This window comes from Rathayibacter sp. AY1H3, assembly GCF_002932015.1.
This window is the reverse complement of record NZ_PSUU01000021.1, coordinates 15,364-34,837: the sequence shown is the minus strand read 5'-3', so window position 1 is coordinate 34,837 and position 19,474 is coordinate 15,364. Positions and strand designations below refer to the sequence as shown.

Genomic DNA, 19,474 nt, shown 5'->3' with positions numbered 1-19,474 from the left:
CCCGTGACGGGCACCGTCTACGCAGCAGGAGCGGTGTGCTGGCGGATCATCGAGGGCCGCCCGCACATCCTCGTGATCCACCGGCCGCACCGCCGGGACGTCAGCCTGCCCAAGGGCAAGGTCGACGCGGGCGAGTCCCTCCCGGAGACCGCGGTCCGCGAGATCCGCGAGGAGACCGGGCTCTCGGTGGCGCTCGGGGTGCCGCTGGGGTGCACCGAGTACACGCTGCCGAGCGGGCGCCCGAAGGCCGTCTACTACTGGGCGGCGCAGGTGACCGAGAAGGCCGTCCTGGCGTCCGACTTCCTCCCGAACGACGAGGTCGAGGCGCTCGAGTGGGTGACGCTCAAGCGGGCCCGGAGCTACCTGACCTATCCGCACGACGTGACGATCGTCGACGAGTTCGCCCGGATAGCCGCACGCGGTGCGCTCGAGACCTTCGCGATCGTGGTCCTGCGGCACGCGAAGGCGGTGCCCGCCTCCTCCTGGGACGGCCGCGACTCCACCCGCCGCCTCACCGGGCGCGGCCGGGTCGAGGCCGCTGCCGCCGCTCAGGCCGTGGCCGCCTGGCGCCCGCGCCGCCTCGTCTCGAGCACCGCCAAGCGCTGCCGGTCGACCATCGCCCCGCTGTCCGGTCTGGTCAGGAAGCCGGTCAAGCTGCGCGACGACCTCAGCCAGGAGGCGCACGAGCAGGGCACCGCCGACGTCCGCGCCCTGGTCGGCAAGCGGGTCCGCGCCCGCCGCACCGCCGTCCTCTGCAGCCACCGGCCGGTGATCCCCGAGATCCTGCGCGAGATCGCCCTCGCCACGGCGACCCCTCTCGGCGCCTACCTCGACGAGGCGGCAGCGCTCCCGACCGGGGGCTTCGCCGTGGTGCACCTCTCCACCGGTCATCCCGGATCCGGCATCGTAGCGATCGAGACGCACACGCCGCTGGCCTGACCCGCCCGGGCGCTGCGCGGCCGGCTCGACGGGTCCCTCCGGACCGGGCCGGTCGCGCCGCCGGGACGCGCCCGACGCACCGCGCCTTCCCCGCCGCCCCGTCGCTCCGCAATCCCCGAGGCGGACCCGTTCACCGCGCGTTCACCGAGCGGTCGGTGCCAGGACACGACCCCTCCGTACTCTCGCTCGCGGGCTGCACCAGGCCCTGTTCTGTTTTCCACGCTTTCCTACCCGAAAGGGATACTTGTGAGATTCTCGCGTCTCGGCCAGGCGGCCGTCGTCGCCGCCGTCGCAGCGATCACGCTGACCTCCTGCGCTGCCAACGAGGCACCGGCCGCAGGCGGCAGCTCCGGCTCCGCCACCACCTCCACGCTCTCCGGCACCATCACCGGGATCGGCTCGTCCGCTCAGGGCACCGCGCAGACCACCTGGGCCGCCGCGTTCCAGACCGCGAACCCCGAGGTCACGGTCAACTACGACCCGCAGGGCTCCGGCGCCGGCCGCACCAACTTCATCGACGGCGCCGCCGACTACGCCGGCTCCGACTCCGCGCTCAAGGACGAGGAGCTCGCGGGCACCTTCGCCGCCTGCGCCCCCGACACCAAGGCGATCGACCTCCCGGTCTACATCTCGCCGATCGCGGTCATCTTCAACGTGGAGGGCGTCGACGAGCTCAAGCTCGACGCGGCCACCATCGCGGGCATCTTCAAGGGCACCATCACCTCCTGGGACGCCCCGGAGATCACGGCCCTGAACCCCGACGCGACCCTCCCGTCGGCGAACATCACCTCCGTGCACCGCTCGGACGACTCGGGCACCACGCAGAACTTCACCGACTACCTCGCGGCCACCGCGAGCGACGTCTGGGACGCTCCCGCCGCGCAGACCTTCCCGTACCAGAGCGGTGACGGCGCCAAGGGCACCTCGGGTGTCGTCGACGCGGTCAAGAACGGCACCAACACGATCGGCTACGCCGACGAGTCCGGCGCCCAGGGCATGGACATGGCCCAGCTGAAGGTCGGCGACGCGTTCTCGACCATCTCGGCCGACGGAGCCGCGGCGGTCGTCGCCGCCTCGCCCATCGCCGACGGCCGCGAGGACAACGACCTCGCGATCAAGATCGACCGCACCGGCACCGAGGCGGACGCCTGGCCGATGGTCCTGGTCAGCTACCTCATCGTGTGCCAGGAGTACGCGGACGCCGACAAGGGCGAGGTCGTCAAGTCCTTCGCCTCCTACGTCGCGAGCGAGGAGGGCCAGGAGGCCGCCGCCGCTCAGGCCGGCTCCGCTCCCCTGAGCTCCGAGCTCGCCTCGACCGTCGCCACCGCGATCGAGTCGATCAAGTAGTCCCACCGGCAGGGCCCGTCTCGCAGCACGATCCGCGGGACGGGCCCCGCCTGTGCCGGGCTCGACCCACCGGACGCCCCTCCGAGCCCTAGCATCTCCCTGTGCGCCCCGCCGAACCCCCTCGTCTGAAGAGAGTCCCCTGGAATGGCAACTGAGACCGTCGTCCGCCCGAAGGCGAAGGTGCGTGTCGGAGATCGGGTCTTCTCGATCTCGACCGTCGCCGCCGGCTCCCTCATCCTCCTCGTCCTCGCCGCCGTCGCGATCTTCCTCATCGCGCAGTCGATCCCCGCGTTCACCGCGCCGGCCGGCAGCCTCCCCGGCGACGCGACGAGCTTCTGGGCCTACGTCGGCCCGCTGGTGTTCGGCACGGTCTGGTCGGCGGTGATCGCCCTGGTGATCGCCCTGCCGCTCTCGATCGCGATCGCCCTCTTCATCTCGCACTACGCGCCGCGCCGCATCGCGATGGCCCTCGGCTACGTGGTCGACCTCCTCGCCGCCGTCCCCTCGGTGGTCTTCGGCCTCTGGGGCGCGACCGTGCTGGCGCCGATGGTGCAGCCCTTCTACCTCTTCCTCAACGTGAACATCGGCTGGTTCCCGCTCTTCGGCGGCCAGGCGTCGGGCACCGGCAAGACGATCCTCACCGCCTCGGTGGTGCTGGCCGTCATGGTCATCCCGATCATCACCGCGGTCTGCCGCGAGATCTTCCTCCAGGCCCCGCGCCTGCACGAGGAGGCGGCGCTCGCGCTCGGCGCGACCCGCTGGGAGATGATCCGCATGGCCGTCCTGCCCTTCGGCGCTCCGGGCATCGTCTCGGCCGCCATGCTCGGCCTCGGCCGGGCCCTCGGCGAGACGCTCGCCGTCGCGATGGTGCTCTCGCCTGCGACGGTCGTCTCCTTCCTCCTGCTCACCTCGCAGAACTCGAACACCATCGCCGCGAACATCGCGCTGCAGTTCCCGGAGGCGAGCGGAGTCGGCGTCAACGTCCTCGTCGCCTCGGGCCTCATCCTCTTCGTCATCACCCTCGTCGTGAACTCGGTCGCGCGGTTCATCGTCAACCGCCGCAAGGCCTTCTCGGGAGCCAACTGATGTCCGCCGCCACCTCGTCGATGCCCTTCTCGCTGCAGGCGGGCAAGCTGCCCAAGGGCACCCCCTGGATGCTGCTCGTCGGCAGCTGGGTCGTGTTCGCCGCCGTCTTCCTGATCCTCCAGGCGGCCGGCATGATGAATGACTTCAGCCTCGTCGGCGCGATCTTCTGGGGCACCGTCCTCTTCGACGTCGCCATCTACGTGGTCTCGCGCCTGGTCGAGGGCGGCCGCAAGGCTGTCGACCGCCTCGTGACCTCGCTGGTCGCGACCGCGTTCATCATCGCGCTGCTCCCGCTGATCTCCCTGCTCTACACGGTCGTCTCCAATGGAGTCGCGCGGTTCGATCCGCTCTTCTTCTCCTCGTCGATGCGCAACGTCATCGACGCGGGCGGCGGCGCCCTCCACGCGATCATCGGCACGCTCGAGATCACGGCCATGGCCGCGCTGATCTCGGTGCCGATCGGCCTGCTCACCTCGATCTACCTCGTCGAGTACGGCCGCGGCCACCTCGCCCGGGCGATCACCTTCTTCGTCGACGTGATGACGGGCATCCCCTCCATCGTCGCGGGCCTGTTCGCCTACGCGCTCTTCGCGCTGCTCCTCGGCCCCGGCGTCCGGATGGGCTTCGCCGGCTCGATCGCCCTCGCCGTGCTGATGATCCCCGTGGTCGTCCGCTCGTCGGAGGAGATGCTGAAGCTGGTCCCGAACGAGCTGCGCGAGGCGTCCTACGCCCTCGGCGTGCCGAAGTGGCTGACCATCGTCAAGATCGTGCTGCCGACCTCCATCGCCGGCATCACGACGGGCATCACCCTCGCGATCGCCCGCGTCATCGGCGAGACCGCCCCGCTGCTCATCGTCGCCGGCTTCACCGCGTCGATGAACTACGACCTCTTCAGCGAGCGGATGATGACCCTCCCGGTCTTCGTCTACACGCAGTACGCGAACCAGGGCCCCGACGCCGAGGCGTTCCTCAACCGGGCCTGGACCGGCGCGCTGGCCCTCATCCTGATCGTCATGGCGCTGAACCTGGTCGCCCGCCTGATCGCGAAGATCTTCGCCCCCAAGCTCGGCCGCTGACACCCACCACTCGGCTCCGGCCGGAATCCCCGAAGGAAGCAATGTCCAAGCGCATCGAGGTCAACGACCTCAACGTCTACTACAGCCAGTTCCTCGCGGTGGAGGGCGTCTCGCTCGCCATCGAGCCCCGCACGGTCACCGCCTTCATCGGCCCGTCCGGCTGCGGCAAGTCGACCTTCCTCCGCACGCTCAACCGCATGCACGAGGTCATCCCCGGCGCGCACGTCGAGGGCGAGGTCCTGATCGACGGCAACAACCTGTACGGCCCGGGCGTCGATCCGGTGCAGGTCCGTCGGCAGGTGGGCATGGTCTTCCAGCGCCCCAACCCGTTCCCGACGATGTCCATCCGGGACAACGTGCTGGCCGGCGTGAAGCTCAACAACCGCCGCATCTCGAAGTCGGACGCGGACGCGCTCGTCGAGCGCTCGCTCCAGGGCGCGAACCTCTGGAACGAGGTGAAGGACCGCCTCGACAAGCCCGGCTCCGGTCTCTCCGGCGGCCAGCAGCAGCGTCTGTGCATCGCCCGCGCGATCGCCGTCTCCCCCGACGTCCTCCTGATGGACGAGCCCTGCTCGGCCCTCGACCCGATCTCGACCCTCGCGATCGAGGACCTCATCGAGGAGCTCAAGAACGACTACACGATCGTCATCGTGACCCACAACATGCAGCAGGCCTCGCGCGTCTCGGACCGCACCGCGTTCTTCAACATCGCGGGCACCGGCAAGCCGGGCAAGCTCATCGAGTACGACGACACCGCGACGATGTTCTCGCGCCCGTCCGTCCAGGCGACCGAGGACTACGTCTCGGGCCGCTTCGGCTGATCCGCCGCAGGCGAGAGCGAGCCGCGTCCCTCCGGGGTCGCGGCTCGCTCTCGTTCCACCGCGTGCCCTCCGGGAACGAGAAGAGCCGCACTCCGTGAGGGGAGTGCGGCTCTTCTCGTGCTCGGGCCGTCAGGCGATGTCGATCGCCAGTATCGGATCGGTGGTCGGAGTCGGCGAGCCGCCGGCGTCCTCGACCGTCACGGCGACGACTCCGCCCTCGGTCAGGCTCCCCTCGAGCGGGGCCACGGTGCTGCCCTCTCCCCCATCGAACGTCCCTGCGGCGACCGGACCGGACGAGCCGATGTACCAGAGCTCGTAGGTCTTGTCCTCCGGCAGCGGCGCCAGGTCGTCCACCACGAGGGCGGAGCGGCCGAGCGAGCTCGACCAGACCAGCGTCGCCTGCTCGCCGGTGGCGACCGTGCCGGTCGTCTCCTGCGCGTCGGGGGCGCTGCGGATCTGCTCCAGAGCCGTCTGCTGCTGCGTCTGGCCGGGGCCGGACGAGAGCAGCGGCGGAAGGGTCACTCCGCCGACCACGATCACCGCGGCGGCCGCGGCCGCCGAGAGGTAGACCGCGGGGCGGGCGAACCAGCGGCTCCGTGCGCGGTTCGCGGCGCTGCCGCCACCGTCCCGGCGAGCCGTCGGACCGCTCCGCTCGCCCTCGGAGGCGACGGGGACCAGACGGGGCGCGGAGGGCACCTCGTGGTCCTCGTCGGGCTCCTCCAGCGGCAGCTGCGGAGTGGTGGCGATGAGCGCCATCAGGTCGGCCTTGAAGCCCGGCGAAGGCTCCACGGCGGGTGCGTCGGCGACCAGCGCCTCCGCCACCTCGGCGAACGCGTCGGCCTCGCCGCGCGCCTCCGGGTGCTCGGAGAGGAAGCGCTCGTAGCGCTCCTGCTCCTCGGGCGTCAGGATGCCCAGTGCGTGACCCGCCGCGAGATCGCGCGGGTCGTCCATCCCGTCGGGGAGTCGCACATCGTTCACAGGGCCACCCCCATCTCTTCTCGAAGTCTGATCATTCCGTCACGCAGGCGTGTCTTGACGGTTCCCACGGGGCACTGCAGGATCCCCGCGATCTCGCTGTGCGAGTATCCGCCGTAGTAAGCGAGCTGCAGCGCCTGCCGCTGCAGTTCCGTCAGGCGGCCCATGGCGGCCGCGACCTTCTCGTGCTCGAGGGACACCTCCGCCTGCTCGGAGACCTGGTCGTAGTCGCGTCCGAGGTCTCGGATTCCGATGCGCATGTCCCGATCACGGCCGGCTTGAGCCGCGCGGACCCTGTCGATGGCCCTGCGGTGTGCCATCGTGAGGATCCAGGTCGTCGCGCTTCCTTTATTCGGAGCGAAACGCCCAGCGGTTTGCCAGATCTCGAGGAAGACCTCCTGGGCCACCTCCTCGGACTGGGAGCGGTCGACGAGGACGCGGATGATCAGGCCGAGGACCCGGCCGGCCATCTGGTCGTAGAGCGCGGCGAACGCGGCCTGCTCTCCCCCGGCGATGCGCTCGAGGAGGACAGCCGCCTCCGCTGTGGTGTCGTCCGTCATCAGCCCCGCCTCGCCCGCGCCCGGGCTGAAAGATTCCGCGTCATCCAGAAGGCTGTCACGGCCAGGCCTGCAACGACGACCGACACCTCGATCGGATGCGTCACGAATCGGACATCCAGCGCCAACGCGCCGATCGGCACGAGCGCGGGTTCGCCCAGCCGGGGGGCCAGCCAGAGCGAGATCACGGCCACCGCCGCAGCGGTGATGCCCGGATAGCTGCGCGGGCGGATGAGGACCCAGAGCCCGGCGAGCACGTCGAGGACCGCGAGGACGCGCATCACCGTGCCCTGCGAGAGCGAGACCCCCGCGGCGAACTGGGCGCCCTCCGCGTCGTCGACGCTCGGCGCGGCGAGGAGGTAGAGGGCGGCGACGACCAGCAGCCCCGTCCCCGCCCAGACGCGCGCGCCGATCCGGAGAGCTCTGCTGTTCTTCATTCCGCTGGCGCCTGTCTGTGGGGACTCGGGCGAGGATCGACTCCTCCTGGGCCCTCGCCTCGCGCACCGTGGCCTCGATGCGAGCAGAGAAGGGGCCGGACCGCAGGAACGCCTCTCGGCGCGAGGCCGCTCGAAGCGGCTATAAGTGGAGCCCGGGGTTACTGCGATCCGGCTTCCGCCAGTCTACCAAAGGCCTCCGCGGTGGCGGCGAGCGGCGTTCGCAATGGGTGAACGCGGGTTGCGCGTCACTCCAGGGAGTCGCTCCGCCACAGCCGCGCGCAGCTCACGAGCTCGGCCGCGGTGGTCGAGAGGCGCAGGGCGCGGGTGGTCAGCTCGCTCGCCCGGACGGGGTTCACCGGCTCCACATCGTCGGCGACCGAGACGGCTCCGGAGGCGCTCACGCGGCAGAACGCCGCGGCGCGGTCCAGTGCCACCGCGAAGTCGCCGTCGAAGACGCCGCGGAGGATCCGGTCGGCCAGCTCGGTGATCTCGGCCGGCCCCGTGGGAGTGCTGGCTCCGGCGACCACCGGGTCGATCGTGGCGGACAGTTCGACTCCGCGCTGGTAGAGGAAGCTCGTGCTCTCCGGGTCCTGCCGGATGACCAGCCGCAGCAGGTAGATCCGCCAGAGGGCGCCCGGCAGGCTCGCCGCGCTGGAGCGCGCCCAGAGCTCGGCCAGCGCGTCGATGCCGTTGTGGTCGGTGTACTCGACCAGGCGGTCGATGACCACCGGGTCGGGGTCGTTCCGGACACGGCTCAGCAGCGCGATCGCGGTCTCGTGGGCGACGCGGCTGATCTGCGCCGGGTCCTCTCCTCCCTGGAACGCCTCGAAGACGTGGGAGGGGAACTTGGTCGGCTTGTGGAAGCCGTCTGTCATGGGGCCGCCTTCCGCGGTCGTGCGCGCGGACGCTCTCGCGCTCGCGCTCCGTAGGGGGTTCGAGGAGGGTAACGCCCGCGGCTGGGCGGGTATGCCCGCGCGGAGGACGCGGTCCGCTCCGGGATCGTCCGCGCTCCGGGCCGCACCTGCTCCGGGCCGCACCTGCTCCGGGGGGCGTCGACGGCCCGCTACCCTGGAGCGCGCGGGCCTCTAGCTCAGTTGGCAGAGCAGCGGACTTTTAATCCGCGGGTCGTCGGTTCGAGCCCGACGGGGCCCACCACACGACCGCCTGGTCGCGCTTTCCGGACAGTGCCAGGGCGCAGCCAGGTCGCCGCACTACCGTGCAGAGGTGCTGACCGTCCTCCGCGTCCTCCTGCGCGGGCCTCGGCTGTGCGAGGCGTGCCGAGTCCGGCCGGCCCGCCGCCGTGACCCGTTCTGCTCGACGGACTGCGCGAAGACGTACTACCTCTACCTCTGACGGCTCGTCCGGGCCGCGGTGCTCCGCGACGGCATCACTCGTGGCAGAGCGACCACACCTCGTCCGGGTAGTCGCGGACCTTCTCGCCGACGAGCAGGCGCCAGCGGCCGTCCTGGTGCTCGAGCAGGCGGCCGGTGACGACCTCCGAGAGCCAGTCGGAGTCGATCCGGTACCAGCGGACGAGGCGGACGGTCGTCGCGGTGTGCGAGACGCGGGTCGTCATCGCGGGAGTCCCTTCTCGAGGAGGGAGCGGGGTGCTGGAACCAGCGGGGCGTTCGACGCGCGAACGGGGGGATGACCCGCGCCGGGACGACTCCGTTGTCGACCGGCCGGGAGACTGCGGCGGGCATCCGGCGGACCGGATGCCAGGAACTCTAGACGACCGCGCAGACGGTGTCTGTCCCGTCGCCGGTCACAGCGGAGCGACTCCGTTCAGCGGGCTCAGGGCTGGACGGTGCAGCCGGCCGGGCGCGTCTGCCGGAACGCGGCCGCCTCGCGGGTGCGGGAGCGGAGCCTCCTCGCGCGGCGGCGGAGGAGCCGCTCGCTCGGGCCGAAGGCTCCGGATTCGAGGAGCTGGCGGAGGGACAGGGTCACCTGCCGGGCCAGACGGGGATCGATGCGGCCGGGGATCCGGATCGCGTCGATGAGGTCGAGGGCGTTGCGCGTGGTGCGGGAGATCGCCATGACGGAACCCTAGGGACGTCGGGGCGCGGTGTGCGCGCCCCGGACGGGGGCGCCGACGGGGACTGATGCTCAGCCCCGGGGCGCCCCGGCGGGATCAGTCGTGCCCGTTGCTGCCGTCGCCACGGCCCGTGGAGGACTGCAGGCGGTCGATGTGCTCGGAGGCCTGGGCCTTGGTGAGGTCGGCGGGCAGGGTCTCGCCCGCCTCGCGCGCGAGGGTGTCGAGGTAGCTGCGCTGCGGGCCGGTCATCGGCTCGTCGCCGGTGACCCAGTCGGACGGGTCCTTGCTGGCGCTGGTGTCGCTGCCGTCGTCGGCACGGGCGCCGAGGACGTCGCCCTCGGTCTTGACATCGGGATCGGTGGTGTTGTCATCGCTCATGGTGCGACCGTACGCCCGACCACCGACGCCGACGAGGGCTTGCGGAGCGGGCCCGGGCGCCCCGCTTCACGACCCGAGCAGCGCGTGCGCGACGGTGAAGATGACCAGCCCGGCCAGGGAGCCCACGACGGTGCCGTTGATCCGGATGAACTGGAGGTCCTTCCCGACCTGCAGCTCGAGCTTCTCGGACGTCTCGCGCGGGTCCCAGCGGTGGATGGTGTCGCCGATGATGCTGGCGATGTCGGTGCGGTAGCGGTCGACCAGGTTGGCCGCGACCGATCCGATCCAGGAGTCGACGGTCGCCGCGAGACCGGCGTCGGTCGAGAGCCGGCGGCCCAGATCGACCACGATCGACTCGATGCTGCCGCGGAGGGGGCTCGACGGGTCGTCCATCGCGCCGAGGAGGGAGGCCTTCGTCGCCTCCCAGGCGTCCCCGGCGAGCTCGCGGACGCGCGGGCTGTCGAAGGCGCGGTTCTTGATCTCCTCGACCCGGGCGATCAGGTCGGGGTCGGTGCCCAGATCCTGCGCCAGCGTGGCGAGGTAGCCGTCGATCGCGATCCGGAACGGGTGCACCTGGTCCTCGCGCACCGCGGCGACGAAGACGAGCGCCTCGCGGTACAGCCGCTCGTCCACCGCTCGGCTGACCGCGGAGGGCAGCCAGCTCGGCAGGCGGCCGCTGACCATGCGGGTGAAGCTCTGCGGGTTCGCGGTCAGCCACGCCTCCGCCTGCTCCACCAGCGTGTCCACGAGGCGCCGGTGGTGGCCCGCCTCGACCACGCTGCCCACCAGCGAGCCCAGCGGCGGGCCCCACTGCGGGTCGAGGAGGTGGCGCCGCGCCAGCGCCTCGATCACGCGCTGCACGTCGGAGTCGTCCAGCAGGGCGATCGCCGAGCGGACGGCCGCGGCACTCTCGCCGCCGACCCGGTGCGCGTTCTCCGGCTCGGCGAGCCACAGCCCCGCCCGCCGGGCGATCCCGAAGGAGTCGAGCTTCTCGCGCACGATGGCGCCGCGGAGGAAGTTCTCCTCGACGAACTGCGCGAGGCTCGCGCCGATCTCGTCCTTCTTGGTCGGGATGATCGCGGTGTGCGGGATCGGCAGGCCCAGCGGCCGACGGAACAGCGCTGTCACGGCGAACCAGTCGGCGAGCGCGCCGACCATCCCGCCCTCGCTCGCGGCCCGGACCCACTGCAGCCACGGGTAGCGCTCCTGCAGGGCGAACGACACGGCGAAGACGACGGCCATCACCACGAGCAGGCCCGTGGCGAGCCGCTTCATCCGGACGAGGGCGACGCGCTTGGCCTCGTCGTCGCGCCCGACGGCCGCGAGGGTGGTCATGACGCGGTGGGGAACCCCTCGTGGCGGATGCCCCACGCGACGGTCCACTCCTCGCCCGGGTCGAGCCAGCGCAGGCCCTGCCCGCTGTTGAAGGCCTCTGCGGGAGCGGTCATCGGCTCCACGGCGATCGCGGTCTTCACGTCGTCGCCGTCGGGGAAGATCCGGGTGATGAAGACCTGGATGAAGTTGTGCGAGGCGTCGGCCCAGAGGAGCACGCGGCGGCCGTCCGCGGCGCGGAGGCCGTGCACGCTCTCGCCGTCGACCATCCGGACGTCGGCCCAGGCGTCGTCGAGCTCCAGGTCGCCGATGCGGCGGCCGGAGCGGAGGTCCCACTCGGTGCCCTCGACCGGGTTCTGCACGGTGGGGTTGAGGCGCTCGTCGACCTCGATGTGCACCGCCGCGTCGACGGTGATCTCGAGCTCGTCGGTCGGGACGTCGCCGATGGCGAGGAAGGGGTGCGTGCCGATGGCGACGGGCGCCTCGTCGGCTCCGACGTTGACGACGCGGTGGACGACCTTCAGCCCGTCGGCCTGCAGCTCGTAGCGGACCGAGGTCTCGAGGTGGAACGGGTAGCCCGCCTGCGGCACGACCGGCGCGGCCAGCTCGACGAAGGACGGGCCCTGGTCGACGAGGCGGTACGGGGTGCTCACCAGGAGGCCGTGGATGGCGTTGTGGTACTTCGGCTCGGTGATCGCGAGCTGGAGCGTCTCGCCGCGGTGGTGCCAGCGCCCGTCCTTCACGCGGTTGGGCCAGGGCATCAGGACGATGCCCGAGCCGAACGGCGGGACGGTGCTCTCCGGGTAGGAGGCGGTGATCTCCACTCCGTCGACCGAGAGGTGGCGCAGCGCTGCGGCCACCTCCGTCACGACGGCGTGCAGGGTGCGTCCCTCAGCGGTGAGGTCGAGCGAGAACTGGCGCCCGGTGGCGGGGGCGGGGGTGAAGTCGGCCATTCCTCGATCCTACGGACTGACGCGCTCGCCGAGCGCCCGGCAGCGGGTGACCGCGAGCCCCGCCTCCTCCAGAGCGGCGACGAGTCCGTCGGCGGCGCCCGCCCCCGTGAGCAGACGGTCGAACTCGTCGGGAGCGGCGACCCGGCCGAGGTCGACCACTCCGAGCTTCGAGGAGTCCGCGACCACGACCCGGCGGGTCGCCGCCTGCAGCATCCGACGCTTCAGGGTCGCCTCCGGGAGATTGACGTTGGTGACGCCGGCCTCGGGGTGCACGCCGGTGCAGCCGATGAAGGCGATGTCGGCGCGGATCCGCTCGAGCAGCTCGGACGCCAGCGGCTCGACCAGCGAGTGCTGCAGCGGCCGCAGAGTGCCCCCGGTGACGACGACCGTGAAGCGCGGGATGGCCGGCTCGAGCGCCAGCGCAGTGGAGAGGCCGTTCGTGATCACCGTGACGTCGCGCAGATCCTCCCGCGCCACGAGCGCGTGCGCGATGGCGAGCGGGGTGGTGCCCACGTCGAGCACGATGCTCTGCCCGGAGGAGACGGAGGCGGCGGCCTCCTCGCCGATCGCGGCCTTCTCGTCGGAGGCGGCGCTGAGGCCCTCCTCGAGCGAGCGCTCGCCGGTGGGCCTCGGCGCCGGGATCGCCCCTCCGCGCACCCGCTGGAGGACGCCCTCGCTCGCGAGCAGGGCGAGATCGGAGCGGACCGTGACGACCGAGACCCCGAGCATGTCGGCCATCGGGGCGACCCCGACGAAGCCCGAGCTCTCGGCGGCCAGACGCAGCCGCAGCCGGCGCTCGATCGCCGACGTGGACTCCTGCTCGCCGTCCGTCCTCATCCGCCCATCGTGCCCGCGGACCGGTGGACTTGTCAAAGGGAAAACGAGCTTTCCTTTTCGAAGATGCGGCCCTAGTCTGACTCCTGCCATGAACGAAGCGATCACACTCTCCGCCGGCGTCGTCAAGCGCCCGCACACGCTGGCCGACGGCCGCGAGCTCCTCTACTTCGACGACGCCGACACGACCCTCCCCCCGGAGCGCGCCGCCGACGCACGCCACCTCGACCCCCGCCCCGCCACCGCGCGGATGCGCCAGGACGTGCTGACCGGCGAGTGGGTCTCCATCGCCGCGTCGCGCCAGAACCGCGTGTTCCTGCCGCCGGCCGAGCTCGATCCGCTCGCCCCGGCGTCGCCGACGAACCCGTCGGAGGTGCCCAGCCGGTACGACGTCGCCGTCTTCGAGAACCGCTCCCCCTCCTTCGGCCCGCTCCTCGAGGACGCGGACGCGCCCGCCTCCCTGGAGGACCTGCGCACTCTCGGGCTCGGCCGGACGCTGACCAGCGTCGGCCGCTGCGAGGTCGTCTGCTTCAGCCCCGAGCACGAGGGCTCGTTCGCCACGCTCAGCGCCTCCCGCGCCCGGACCGTGGTCGAGGCCTGGGCCGACCGCGTGGGCGCCCTCTCGGCCCTTCCCGGCGTGCAGCAGGTCTTCCCGTTCGAGAACCGCGGCGAGGCGATCGGCGTCACGCTGCACCACCCCCACGGGCAGATCTACTCCTACCCCTACGTCACGCCGCGCACGACCCGCCTGCTCGCCTCGCTCGACAGCTACGGGCCGTCGATGTTCGCCGACGTCCTCGCCTTCGAGCAGGCCGGCGAGCGCGTCCTCCTCCGCGGCGAGCACTTCACCGCGTTCGTGCCGTTCGCCGCGCGCTGGCCCGTCGAGGTGCACCTCCTGCCGCACCGCCACGTCCCGGACCTGGCGGCGACGACCCCGGAGGAGCGCGACGAGCTGGCTGTGATGTACCAGCGCCTGCTCCGCGGCATCGACGCCCTCTACGACACCCCGACGCCCTACATCGCCGCCTGGCACCAGGCCCCGGTGCACGAGCGCCGCGACGAGGTGCGCCTGATGCTCCAGATCACCTCGCCCCGCCGCGCCGAGACGAAGCTCAAGTACCTCGCGGGGAGCGAGGCCGCGATGGGCGCCTGGATCGGCGACATCGCCCCCGAGACGAGCGCCGCGGCCCTGCGCGCGGCGATCGAGCGGTCCGACGCGGCCGTGCTCGAGGCCGGGATCGCACAGCGCCCCGGCGCGGCCCTGCCGGTCGCCGCACACAGCGACGACTCGCTTCCCGGCGGCGCCGCCACTCCCGCCACCACCGCCGCCGACATCGCCGAGGAGAACCGATGACCGCCGCTCCCGCCTCCCTGACCGCCGTCGCCGAGAGCGCGGCCGCCGCCTTCGAGCGCACTTTCGGCCGCCCCGCCGCCGGCGTCTGGGCCGGCCCCGGCCGCGTGAACCTGATCGGCGAGCACACCGACTACAACGACGGCTTCGTCTTCCCCTTCGCGATCGACCGCGCCACGGCGATGGCCGTCGCGCCCAGGGAGGACCGCCTGATCCGGATCAGCAGCGCCTTCTCCCCCGAGGTGGTCGAGGTCGCTCTCGACGAGCTCGGCCCCGGCGCCGTGACCGGCTGGTCGGCCTACCCGCTCGGCGTGGTCTGGGCGCTCACCGAGTACGGCGTCGACCTGGGCTCCCGCTCGGGCTTCGACGCGTACGTCGACTCCGACGTGCCGGTCGGCGCGGGGCTCTCGAGCTCGGCGGCGCTGATGTGCGCGATGGCCGTCGCCCTCGACGAGCTCTGGCACCTCGGCTTCGACCGCGCGACGATGGCCCGCGTCGGTCGTCGCGCCGAGAACGTCGCGGTCGGCGCCCCCACCGGGATCATGGACGAGTCCGCCTCCCTCTTCGGGAAGCGCGACGCCGCGGTGTTCCTGGACTGCCGCAGCCTCGACACCGAGGTCGTCCCCCTCGGCTTCGAGGAGGCCGGGCTCGTCCTGCTCGTCGTCGACACCCGCGTCGAGCACGCGCACGCCACCGGCGGCTACGCCGAGCGGCGCGCCTCCTGCGAGCTCGGCGCCGCGACCCTCGGCGTGCCGTCGCTCCGCGAGCTGACGGTCGACGACCTGCCGCGCGCCCAGGAGCTCCTCGACGACGTCACCTACCGGCGCTTGAAGCACGTCGTGACCGAGGACGCCCGCGTGCTCGAGACCGTCCGCACCCTGCGCGAGCACGGTCCCCGGGCGATCGGCGATCTGCTCGACGCCGGCCACGTCTCACTCCGCGACGACTTCGAGATCTCGGTGCCCGAGCTCGACACCGCCGTCGAGGCGGCGCGCCGCGCCGGAGCGATCGGCGCCCGGATGACCGGCGGCGGCTTCGGCGGCTCCGCGATCGCCCTCACCCCGGTGGAGAAGGAGGAGGAGGTCCGCGCCGCGGTCCTCGCCGCCTTCGCCGAGAAGGGCTTCACGACTCCGGAGCTCTTCCTGGTCACGGCCGCCGACGGCGCGGGTCGGGTGCTCTGACCTCTGCTTCCGTCGACGCCCCCTGCGACCTCGCGTCGCAGGGGGCGTTCCTCGTCCAGCCGCTACGGCGCCGGATCCGGCGGAACGACGGCGCGCGCTTCTCCCCCGGTGACCCGAACCAGCTCGGCGAAGCTCGTCGGGTAGACGGTGTGCGCGTGCCCGGCCGCAGCCCAGACCACGTCGTAGGCGGCGAGGGCCGTGTCGACCACGGTGCGCAGCGGCGCGGGATGGCCCACCGGCGCGATCCCGCCGATCGTCTGGCCCGTCGCGGACTTCACCTCCGCGGCCGGCGCCCGGGTGATCGATCCGCCCAGCTGCACGCCCAGCCAGGCGGTGTCGACGCGGTGGCCGCCGCTGGTCAGGACCAGCAGCGGCGCACCGTCGATCAGGAACACGAGCGAGTTGGCGATCTGGCCGACGTCGACGCCCAGCGCCTCGGCCGCCAGTGCCGCCGTCGACGCGGCCGAATCGAGCCAGCGCACGGTCGGGTGCACGCCGTGCCGGTCGAGGTCGGCGAGGACGCGGTCGACGGCCGGGTGGCTCCGTTCGCTCATGCCGCCGAGGCTAGCGCCCCGGCCGCGCTCACTTCTCGAACGTGGAGGCGTCGATCACGAAGCGGTAGCGGACGTCCGAGGCGAGAACGCGCTCGTAGGCCTCGTTGATCTGCGAGGCCGAGACGACCTCGACCTCGCTCGCGATGCCCTTCTCGGCACAGAAGTCGAGCATTTCCTGGGTCTCGCGGATGCCGCCGATGCCCGAGCCCGCGAAGGAGCGACGGGCGCCGAAGAGCGTGAAGACGTGCAACGGCAGCGCCTCGGCCGGAGCGCCCACGTTCACCATCGTGCCGTTGCGGCGCAGAAGCCCCAGGTAGGCGTCGAGGTCGAGGGGCGCGCTGACCGTGTTGACGATCAGGTCGAAGGTGTTCGCGAGATCGGTGAAGGTCGCCTCGTCGCGCGTCGCGTAGTAGTGGTCGGCGCCCAGGCGGAGGCCGTCCTCCTTCTTGCTGAGGGTCTGCGAGAGCACGGTGACCTCGGCGCCCATCGCGTGCGCGAACTTGACGGCCATGTGGCCGAGCCCGCCGAGGCCGACGACGGCCACGCGCTTGCCGGGCCCCGCCTCCCAGTGCGAGAGCGGCGAGTAGGTCGTGATGCCCGCGCACAGCAGCGGGGCGGCGGCCTCGTAGGGGATCGACTCCGGGACGCGGAGCACGAAGTCCTCGACGACGACGACGTGCGTGGAGTAGCCGCCCTGGGTGATGGTGCCGTCGCGGTCGACGGAGGCGTAGGTGCCGGTGTTGCCCTTCAGGCAGTACTGCTCCTCGCCCGCGAGGCAGTTCTCGCACTCGCGGCAGGAGTTCACCATGCAGCCGACGCCGACGCGGTCGCCGACGGAGTGCTTGGTGACCTCGGAGCCGACCTCGGCGACGACGCCGACGATCTCGTGGCCGACGGTCAGCGGGTACGCCACCGGACCCCAGTCGCCGCGGACGGTGTGGATGTCGGAGTGGCAGATGCCGGAGTAGGCGATCTCGATGAGCACGTCGTGCGGTCCGACGTCGCGGCGCTCGATGGTGGTGGGGACGAGCGGCTCGGTCGCGGAGGGGGCGGCGTAGGCGGTGACGGTGAGCATGGGTTCTCCTCGTGGGGCGGGGCGCGCTCCGAGGACGTGTCCGACGGAGTGGGGGACGCGAGAGCGCCGGGCCACGCTACCGGCAGGCGACTGGACGTCGCCCCCGAGCGCGGTCCGGCGCGGGTCCCGTGGCGCGGGACCGGTCAGCGCAGGGCGCGCTCGGCCGCCGTCACCACGTTGTGGATGAGCATCGCGCGCGTCATCGGGCCGACGCCGCCGGGCACGGGCGAGAGCCAGCCCGCGACCTCCGCCACCTCCGGTGCGACGTCGCCGGTCAGCTTCGCGCGGCCCGTCTCCGGGTTCTCGACCCGCGTGATGCCCACGTCGAGCACGGCGGCGCCGGGCTTCACCCAGTCGGCGCGGATGAGCCCGGGCACGCCCACGGCGGCCACCACGATGTCGGCGCGGCGCACCTCCGCGGCGAGATCGGCCGTGCGGGAGTGGGTGAGGGTCACGGTGGCGTCGAGGCCCTTCCGCGTGAGCAGGAGCCCGAGCGGTCGGCCGACCGTGAGCCCGCGACCCACGACGACGACGTGCCTGCCCGAGGTCGGGATGCCGTGGCGCTGCAGCATCTCGACGATCCCGTTCGGCGTGCAGGGCAGCGGGCTGTCCAGCTCACCCTCGACGCCGAGCACCAGGCGGCCGAGGTTGGTGGGGTGCAGGCCGTCGGCGTCCTTGTCCGGATCCATGAGCTCGAGCATCGCGTTCTCGTCGATGCCCTTCGGCAGCGGGAGCTGGATGATGTACCCGGTCACGGCCTCCGAGTCGTTGAGCTGCCGGATGGCGGCGCGGATGTCGTCCGCCGACGCGGTCGCGGGGAGGTCCACGCGGATCGACTCGATCCCGACCTCCGCGCAGTCGCGGTGCTTGCCCGCGACGTACGAGCGGGAGGCGGGATCGTCCCCCACCAGCAGCGTGCCGAGCCCGGGCACGACGCCCCGCTCGCGCAGAGCGGCGACCCGCTCCGCGATCTCCGTCTTGACCGCCGTCGCCGTCGCGACGCCGTCGAGTACCTGTGCCGTCATCTCGGGCTCCTCGGTCGTGGCGCGGCGGAGGGGGACGGTTTCCCGGCCTCCGCCGCGCGGGTGGTGCAGCGGATCGACTACAGCCCGGGGTAGAGCGGGAAGTCGTCGGTGAGGCAGGCGACACGGCCGCGCAGCGCCTCGAGGTCGGCCGAGGGCTTGAGCGCCTCGGCGATGACGTCGGCGACCTCGGTGAACTCCGTGTCGCCGAAGCCGCGGGTCGCGAGCGCCGGCGTGCCGATGCGCAGGCCCGAGGTGACCATCGGCGGGCGGGGGTCGAACGGCACGGCGTTGCGGTTGACCGTGATGCCGACCTCGTGGAGGCGGTCCTCGGCCTGCTTGCCGTCCAGCGGCGAGTCGCGCAGGTCGGCGAGGACGAGGTGGACGTCCGTGCCGCCGGTCAGGACGTCGATGCCCTCGGCCTTCGAGTCGGCCGCCGTGAGGCGCTCGGCGAGGATCTGCGCGCCGCGGATGGTGCGTGCCTGGCGGTCGGCGAACTCGGGCTCGCCGGCGAGCTTGAACGCGGTCGCCTTCGCGGCGATCACGTGCATGAGCGGGCCGCCCTGCTGGCCGGGGAAGACGGCCGAGTTCAGCTTCTTGGCGTACTCCTGCTTCGCGAGGATGAGCCCCGAGCGCGGGCCGGCCAGCGTCTTGTGGACGGTGGTCGTCACGACGTCGGCGTAGGGCACCGGCGACGGGTGCAGCCCCGCCGCCACGAGGCCGGCGAAGTGGGCCATGTCGACCCAGAGCTTCGCGCCGACCTCGTCGGCGATGGCGCGGAACGCCTCGAAGTCGAGCTGACGGGGGTAGGCGGACCAGCCGGCGATGAGCACCTGCGGACGGACCTCGAGGGCCTTCTCGCGGACCGCGTCCATGTCGATGCGGAAGGTCTGCGGGTCGACGCCGTACGCGGTCGCGTTGTAGAGCTTGCCCGAGAAGTTCAGCTTCATGCCGTGGGTCAGGTGGCCGCCGTGCGCGAGCTCGAGGCCGAGGATGGTGTCTCCGGGCTGCACGAGCGCGGCGAGCGCCGCGGCGTTGGCGGAGGCTCCGGAGTGCGGCTGGACATTGGCGAACTCGGCGCCGAAGAGGGCCTTGGCGCGGTCGATCGCGAGCTGCTCGGCGATGTCGACGTACTCGCAGCCGCCGTAGTAGCGGCGGCCGGGGTAGCCCTCGGCGTACTTGTTGGTCAGGACGGAGCCCTGCGACTCGAGGATCGCGCGCGGCACGAAGTTCTCGCTCGCGATCATCTCGAGGTAGCCGCGCTGGCGGTCGAGCTCCTGCTGGAGCACGGCGGCGATCTCGGGGTCGACCACCGACACGGGCTGGTCGAACGAGGCGGCGACGCCGGGGCTGGCGGGGGAAGAGGACACGGACGCTCCTTGGCTGGGAAACGGAAGGGGCCCGGCAGGTCGCGGCGGCGCGACACGGCTCGTTCGGGCGACCCGATCTACGGTATCCGTTCCAGCCCAGGCGTGCGGCGGGAAAAGTGTCCGGGGCACTGCCCCGGAGGAGGTGCCGCTC

General features: G+C 72.1%; 21 protein-coding genes and 1 tRNA gene. 8 read left to right on the top strand and 14 right to left on the bottom strand.

Translation table 11 applies throughout. The annotated features are described in order from the left end of the window. The first annotated feature begins 3 nt into the window (after positions 1 to 3). From C5C33_RS09840 to pstB, 5 genes are all read left to right on the top strand, one after another. On the top strand, positions 4 to 939 hold the full coding sequence (locus tag C5C33_RS09840; RefSeq protein ID WP_104224703.1) for an NUDIX domain-containing protein: 936 nt from the start codon (positions 4 to 6) through the stop codon (positions 937 to 939). 246 nt (positions 940 to 1,185) lie between these two features. Beyond that, a complete protein-coding gene (pstS, locus tag C5C33_RS09835) occupies positions 1,186 to 2,286 on the top strand; it encodes a phosphate ABC transporter substrate-binding protein PstS (RefSeq protein WP_104227269.1) in 1,101 nt (366 codons plus the stop codon). A gap of 144 nt (positions 2,287 to 2,430) precedes the next feature. Further along, positions 2,431 to 3,372 carry a phosphate ABC transporter permease subunit PstC gene (pstC, locus tag C5C33_RS09830; protein WP_104227270.1) on the top strand — a complete coding sequence of 314 codons (942 nt, stop codon included), beginning with the start codon at positions 2,431 to 2,433 and terminating at the stop codon, positions 3,370 to 3,372. Continuing rightward, positions 3,372 to 4,448 carry a phosphate ABC transporter permease PstA gene (gene pstA, locus C5C33_RS09825; RefSeq protein WP_104224706.1) on the top strand — a complete coding sequence of 359 codons (1,077 nt, stop codon included), beginning with the start codon at positions 3,372 to 3,374 and terminating at the stop codon, positions 4,446 to 4,448. The genes pstC and pstA overlap by 1 nt, the downstream gene beginning before the upstream one ends. A 41-nt stretch (positions 4,449 to 4,489) precedes the next feature. Next, positions 4,490 to 5,269, top strand: a complete 780-nt coding sequence (gene pstB / locus C5C33_RS09820) for a phosphate ABC transporter ATP-binding protein PstB (RefSeq protein WP_104224707.1) — start codon at positions 4,490 to 4,492, stop codon at positions 5,267 to 5,269. 129 nt (positions 5,270 to 5,398) lie between these two features. Here pstB and C5C33_RS09815 read toward each other — a convergent pair whose 3' ends face one another. The 4 genes from C5C33_RS09815 to C5C33_RS09800 form a co-directional block, all read right to left on the bottom strand. Further along, complete coding sequence (locus C5C33_RS09815) at positions 5,399 to 6,247, bottom strand: anti-sigma factor domain-containing protein (protein WP_146079388.1); 849 nt, start codon at positions 6,245 to 6,247, stop codon at positions 5,399 to 5,401. Continuing rightward, complete coding sequence (sigK, locus tag C5C33_RS09810; protein WP_104224709.1) at positions 6,244 to 6,804, bottom strand: ECF RNA polymerase sigma factor SigK; 561 nt, start codon at positions 6,802 to 6,804, stop codon at positions 6,244 to 6,246. The genes C5C33_RS09815 and sigK overlap by 4 nt, the downstream gene beginning before the upstream one ends. Then, positions 6,804 to 7,238, bottom strand: coding sequence for a hypothetical protein (locus C5C33_RS09805; RefSeq protein WP_104261008.1), 435 nt, complete (start codon positions 7,236 to 7,238; stop codon positions 6,804 to 6,806). The genes sigK and C5C33_RS09805 overlap by 1 nt, the downstream gene beginning before the upstream one ends. A 245-nt stretch (positions 7,239 to 7,483) precedes the next feature. Beyond that, positions 7,484 to 8,113 carry a DNA-directed RNA polymerase subunit beta gene (locus tag C5C33_RS09800; RefSeq protein WP_104261007.1) on the bottom strand — a complete coding sequence of 210 codons (630 nt, stop codon included), beginning with the start codon at positions 8,111 to 8,113 and terminating at the stop codon, positions 7,484 to 7,486. Positions 8,114 to 8,317: 204 nt separating this feature from the next. On the opposite strand from C5C33_RS09800, the gene C5C33_RS09795 reads away from it, so the two are divergent. Next, a tRNA-Lys gene (locus tag C5C33_RS09795) sits at positions 8,318 to 8,393 on the top strand. Between the two features lie 232 nt (positions 8,394 to 8,625). On the opposite strand, the gene C5C33_RS09790 is transcribed toward C5C33_RS09795, so the two are convergent. The 6 genes from C5C33_RS09790 to C5C33_RS09765 all read right to left on the bottom strand — a co-directional run bounded on the left by C5C33_RS09790 (position 8,626) and on the right by C5C33_RS09765 (position 12,773). Continuing rightward, positions 8,626 to 8,814, bottom strand: coding sequence for a hypothetical protein (locus C5C33_RS09790; RefSeq protein ID WP_104224712.1), 189 nt, complete (start codon positions 8,812 to 8,814; stop codon positions 8,626 to 8,628). Between the two features lie 218 nt (positions 8,815 to 9,032). Further along, positions 9,033 to 9,275: a hypothetical protein gene (locus C5C33_RS09785; RefSeq protein ID WP_104256416.1), complete on the bottom strand. Its 243-nt coding sequence runs from the start codon at positions 9,273 to 9,275 to the stop codon at positions 9,033 to 9,035. Positions 9,276 to 9,369: 94 nt separating this feature from the next. Beyond that, positions 9,370 to 9,651, bottom strand: coding sequence for a DUF3072 domain-containing protein (locus tag C5C33_RS09780; protein WP_104224714.1), 282 nt, complete (start codon positions 9,649 to 9,651; stop codon positions 9,370 to 9,372). 66 nt (positions 9,652 to 9,717) lie between these two features. Further along, positions 9,718 to 10,986 (bottom strand): DUF445 domain-containing protein, encoded by a 1,269-nt coding sequence (locus C5C33_RS09775; protein ID WP_104224715.1) that lies wholly within the window; start codon positions 10,984 to 10,986, stop codon positions 9,718 to 9,720. Next, positions 10,983 to 11,936 (bottom strand): aldose 1-epimerase family protein, encoded by a 954-nt coding sequence (locus C5C33_RS09770; RefSeq protein ID WP_104247697.1) that lies wholly within the window; start codon positions 11,934 to 11,936, stop codon positions 10,983 to 10,985. Before C5C33_RS09770 ends, C5C33_RS09775 begins: the two co-directional genes overlap by 4 nt. 9 nt (positions 11,937 to 11,945) lie before the next feature. Next, positions 11,946 to 12,773 (bottom strand): DeoR/GlpR family DNA-binding transcription regulator, encoded by an 828-nt coding sequence (locus C5C33_RS09765; protein ID WP_104227275.1) that lies wholly within the window; start codon positions 12,771 to 12,773, stop codon positions 11,946 to 11,948. Between the two features lie 88 nt (positions 12,774 to 12,861). Here C5C33_RS09765 and galT point away from each other — a divergent pair, with 88 nt between their 5' ends. Both galT and galK read left to right on the top strand, forming a co-directional pair. Next, on the top strand, positions 12,862 to 14,124 hold the full coding sequence (galT, locus tag C5C33_RS09760; RefSeq protein ID WP_104261006.1) for a galactose-1-phosphate uridylyltransferase: 1,263 nt from the start codon (positions 12,862 to 12,864) through the stop codon (positions 14,122 to 14,124). Then, the gene (gene galK, locus C5C33_RS09755) at positions 14,121 to 15,302 is read left to right on the top strand and encodes a galactokinase (protein WP_104261005.1); all 1,182 of its coding nucleotides are present in this window, start codon (positions 14,121 to 14,123) and stop codon (positions 15,300 to 15,302) included. The genes galT and galK overlap by 4 nt, the downstream gene beginning before the upstream one ends. Positions 15,303 to 15,364: 62 nt before the next feature. Here galK and C5C33_RS09750 read toward each other — a convergent pair whose 3' ends face one another. The 4 genes from C5C33_RS09750 to glyA form a co-directional block, all read right to left on the bottom strand. After that, a complete protein-coding gene (locus C5C33_RS09750) occupies positions 15,365 to 15,856 on the bottom strand; it encodes a YbaK/EbsC family protein (RefSeq protein WP_104224720.1) in 492 nt (163 codons plus the stop codon). A gap of 28 nt (positions 15,857 to 15,884) precedes the next feature. After that, positions 15,885 to 16,931 carry an NAD(P)-dependent alcohol dehydrogenase gene (locus C5C33_RS09745; protein ID WP_104233905.1) on the bottom strand — a complete coding sequence of 349 codons (1,047 nt, stop codon included), beginning with the start codon at positions 16,929 to 16,931 and terminating at the stop codon, positions 15,885 to 15,887. Between the two features lie 143 nt (positions 16,932 to 17,074). Beyond that, positions 17,075 to 17,956: a bifunctional methylenetetrahydrofolate dehydrogenase/methenyltetrahydrofolate cyclohydrolase gene (locus tag C5C33_RS09740; protein ID WP_104227279.1), complete on the bottom strand. Its 882-nt coding sequence runs from the start codon at positions 17,954 to 17,956 to the stop codon at positions 17,075 to 17,077. A 77-nt stretch (positions 17,957 to 18,033) separates the two neighbouring features. Then, the gene (gene glyA / locus C5C33_RS09735) at positions 18,034 to 19,323 is read right to left on the bottom strand and encodes a serine hydroxymethyltransferase (RefSeq protein ID WP_104261004.1); all 1,290 of its coding nucleotides are present in this window, start codon (positions 19,321 to 19,323) and stop codon (positions 18,034 to 18,036) included. Positions 19,324 to 19,474: the final 151 nt, after the last annotated feature.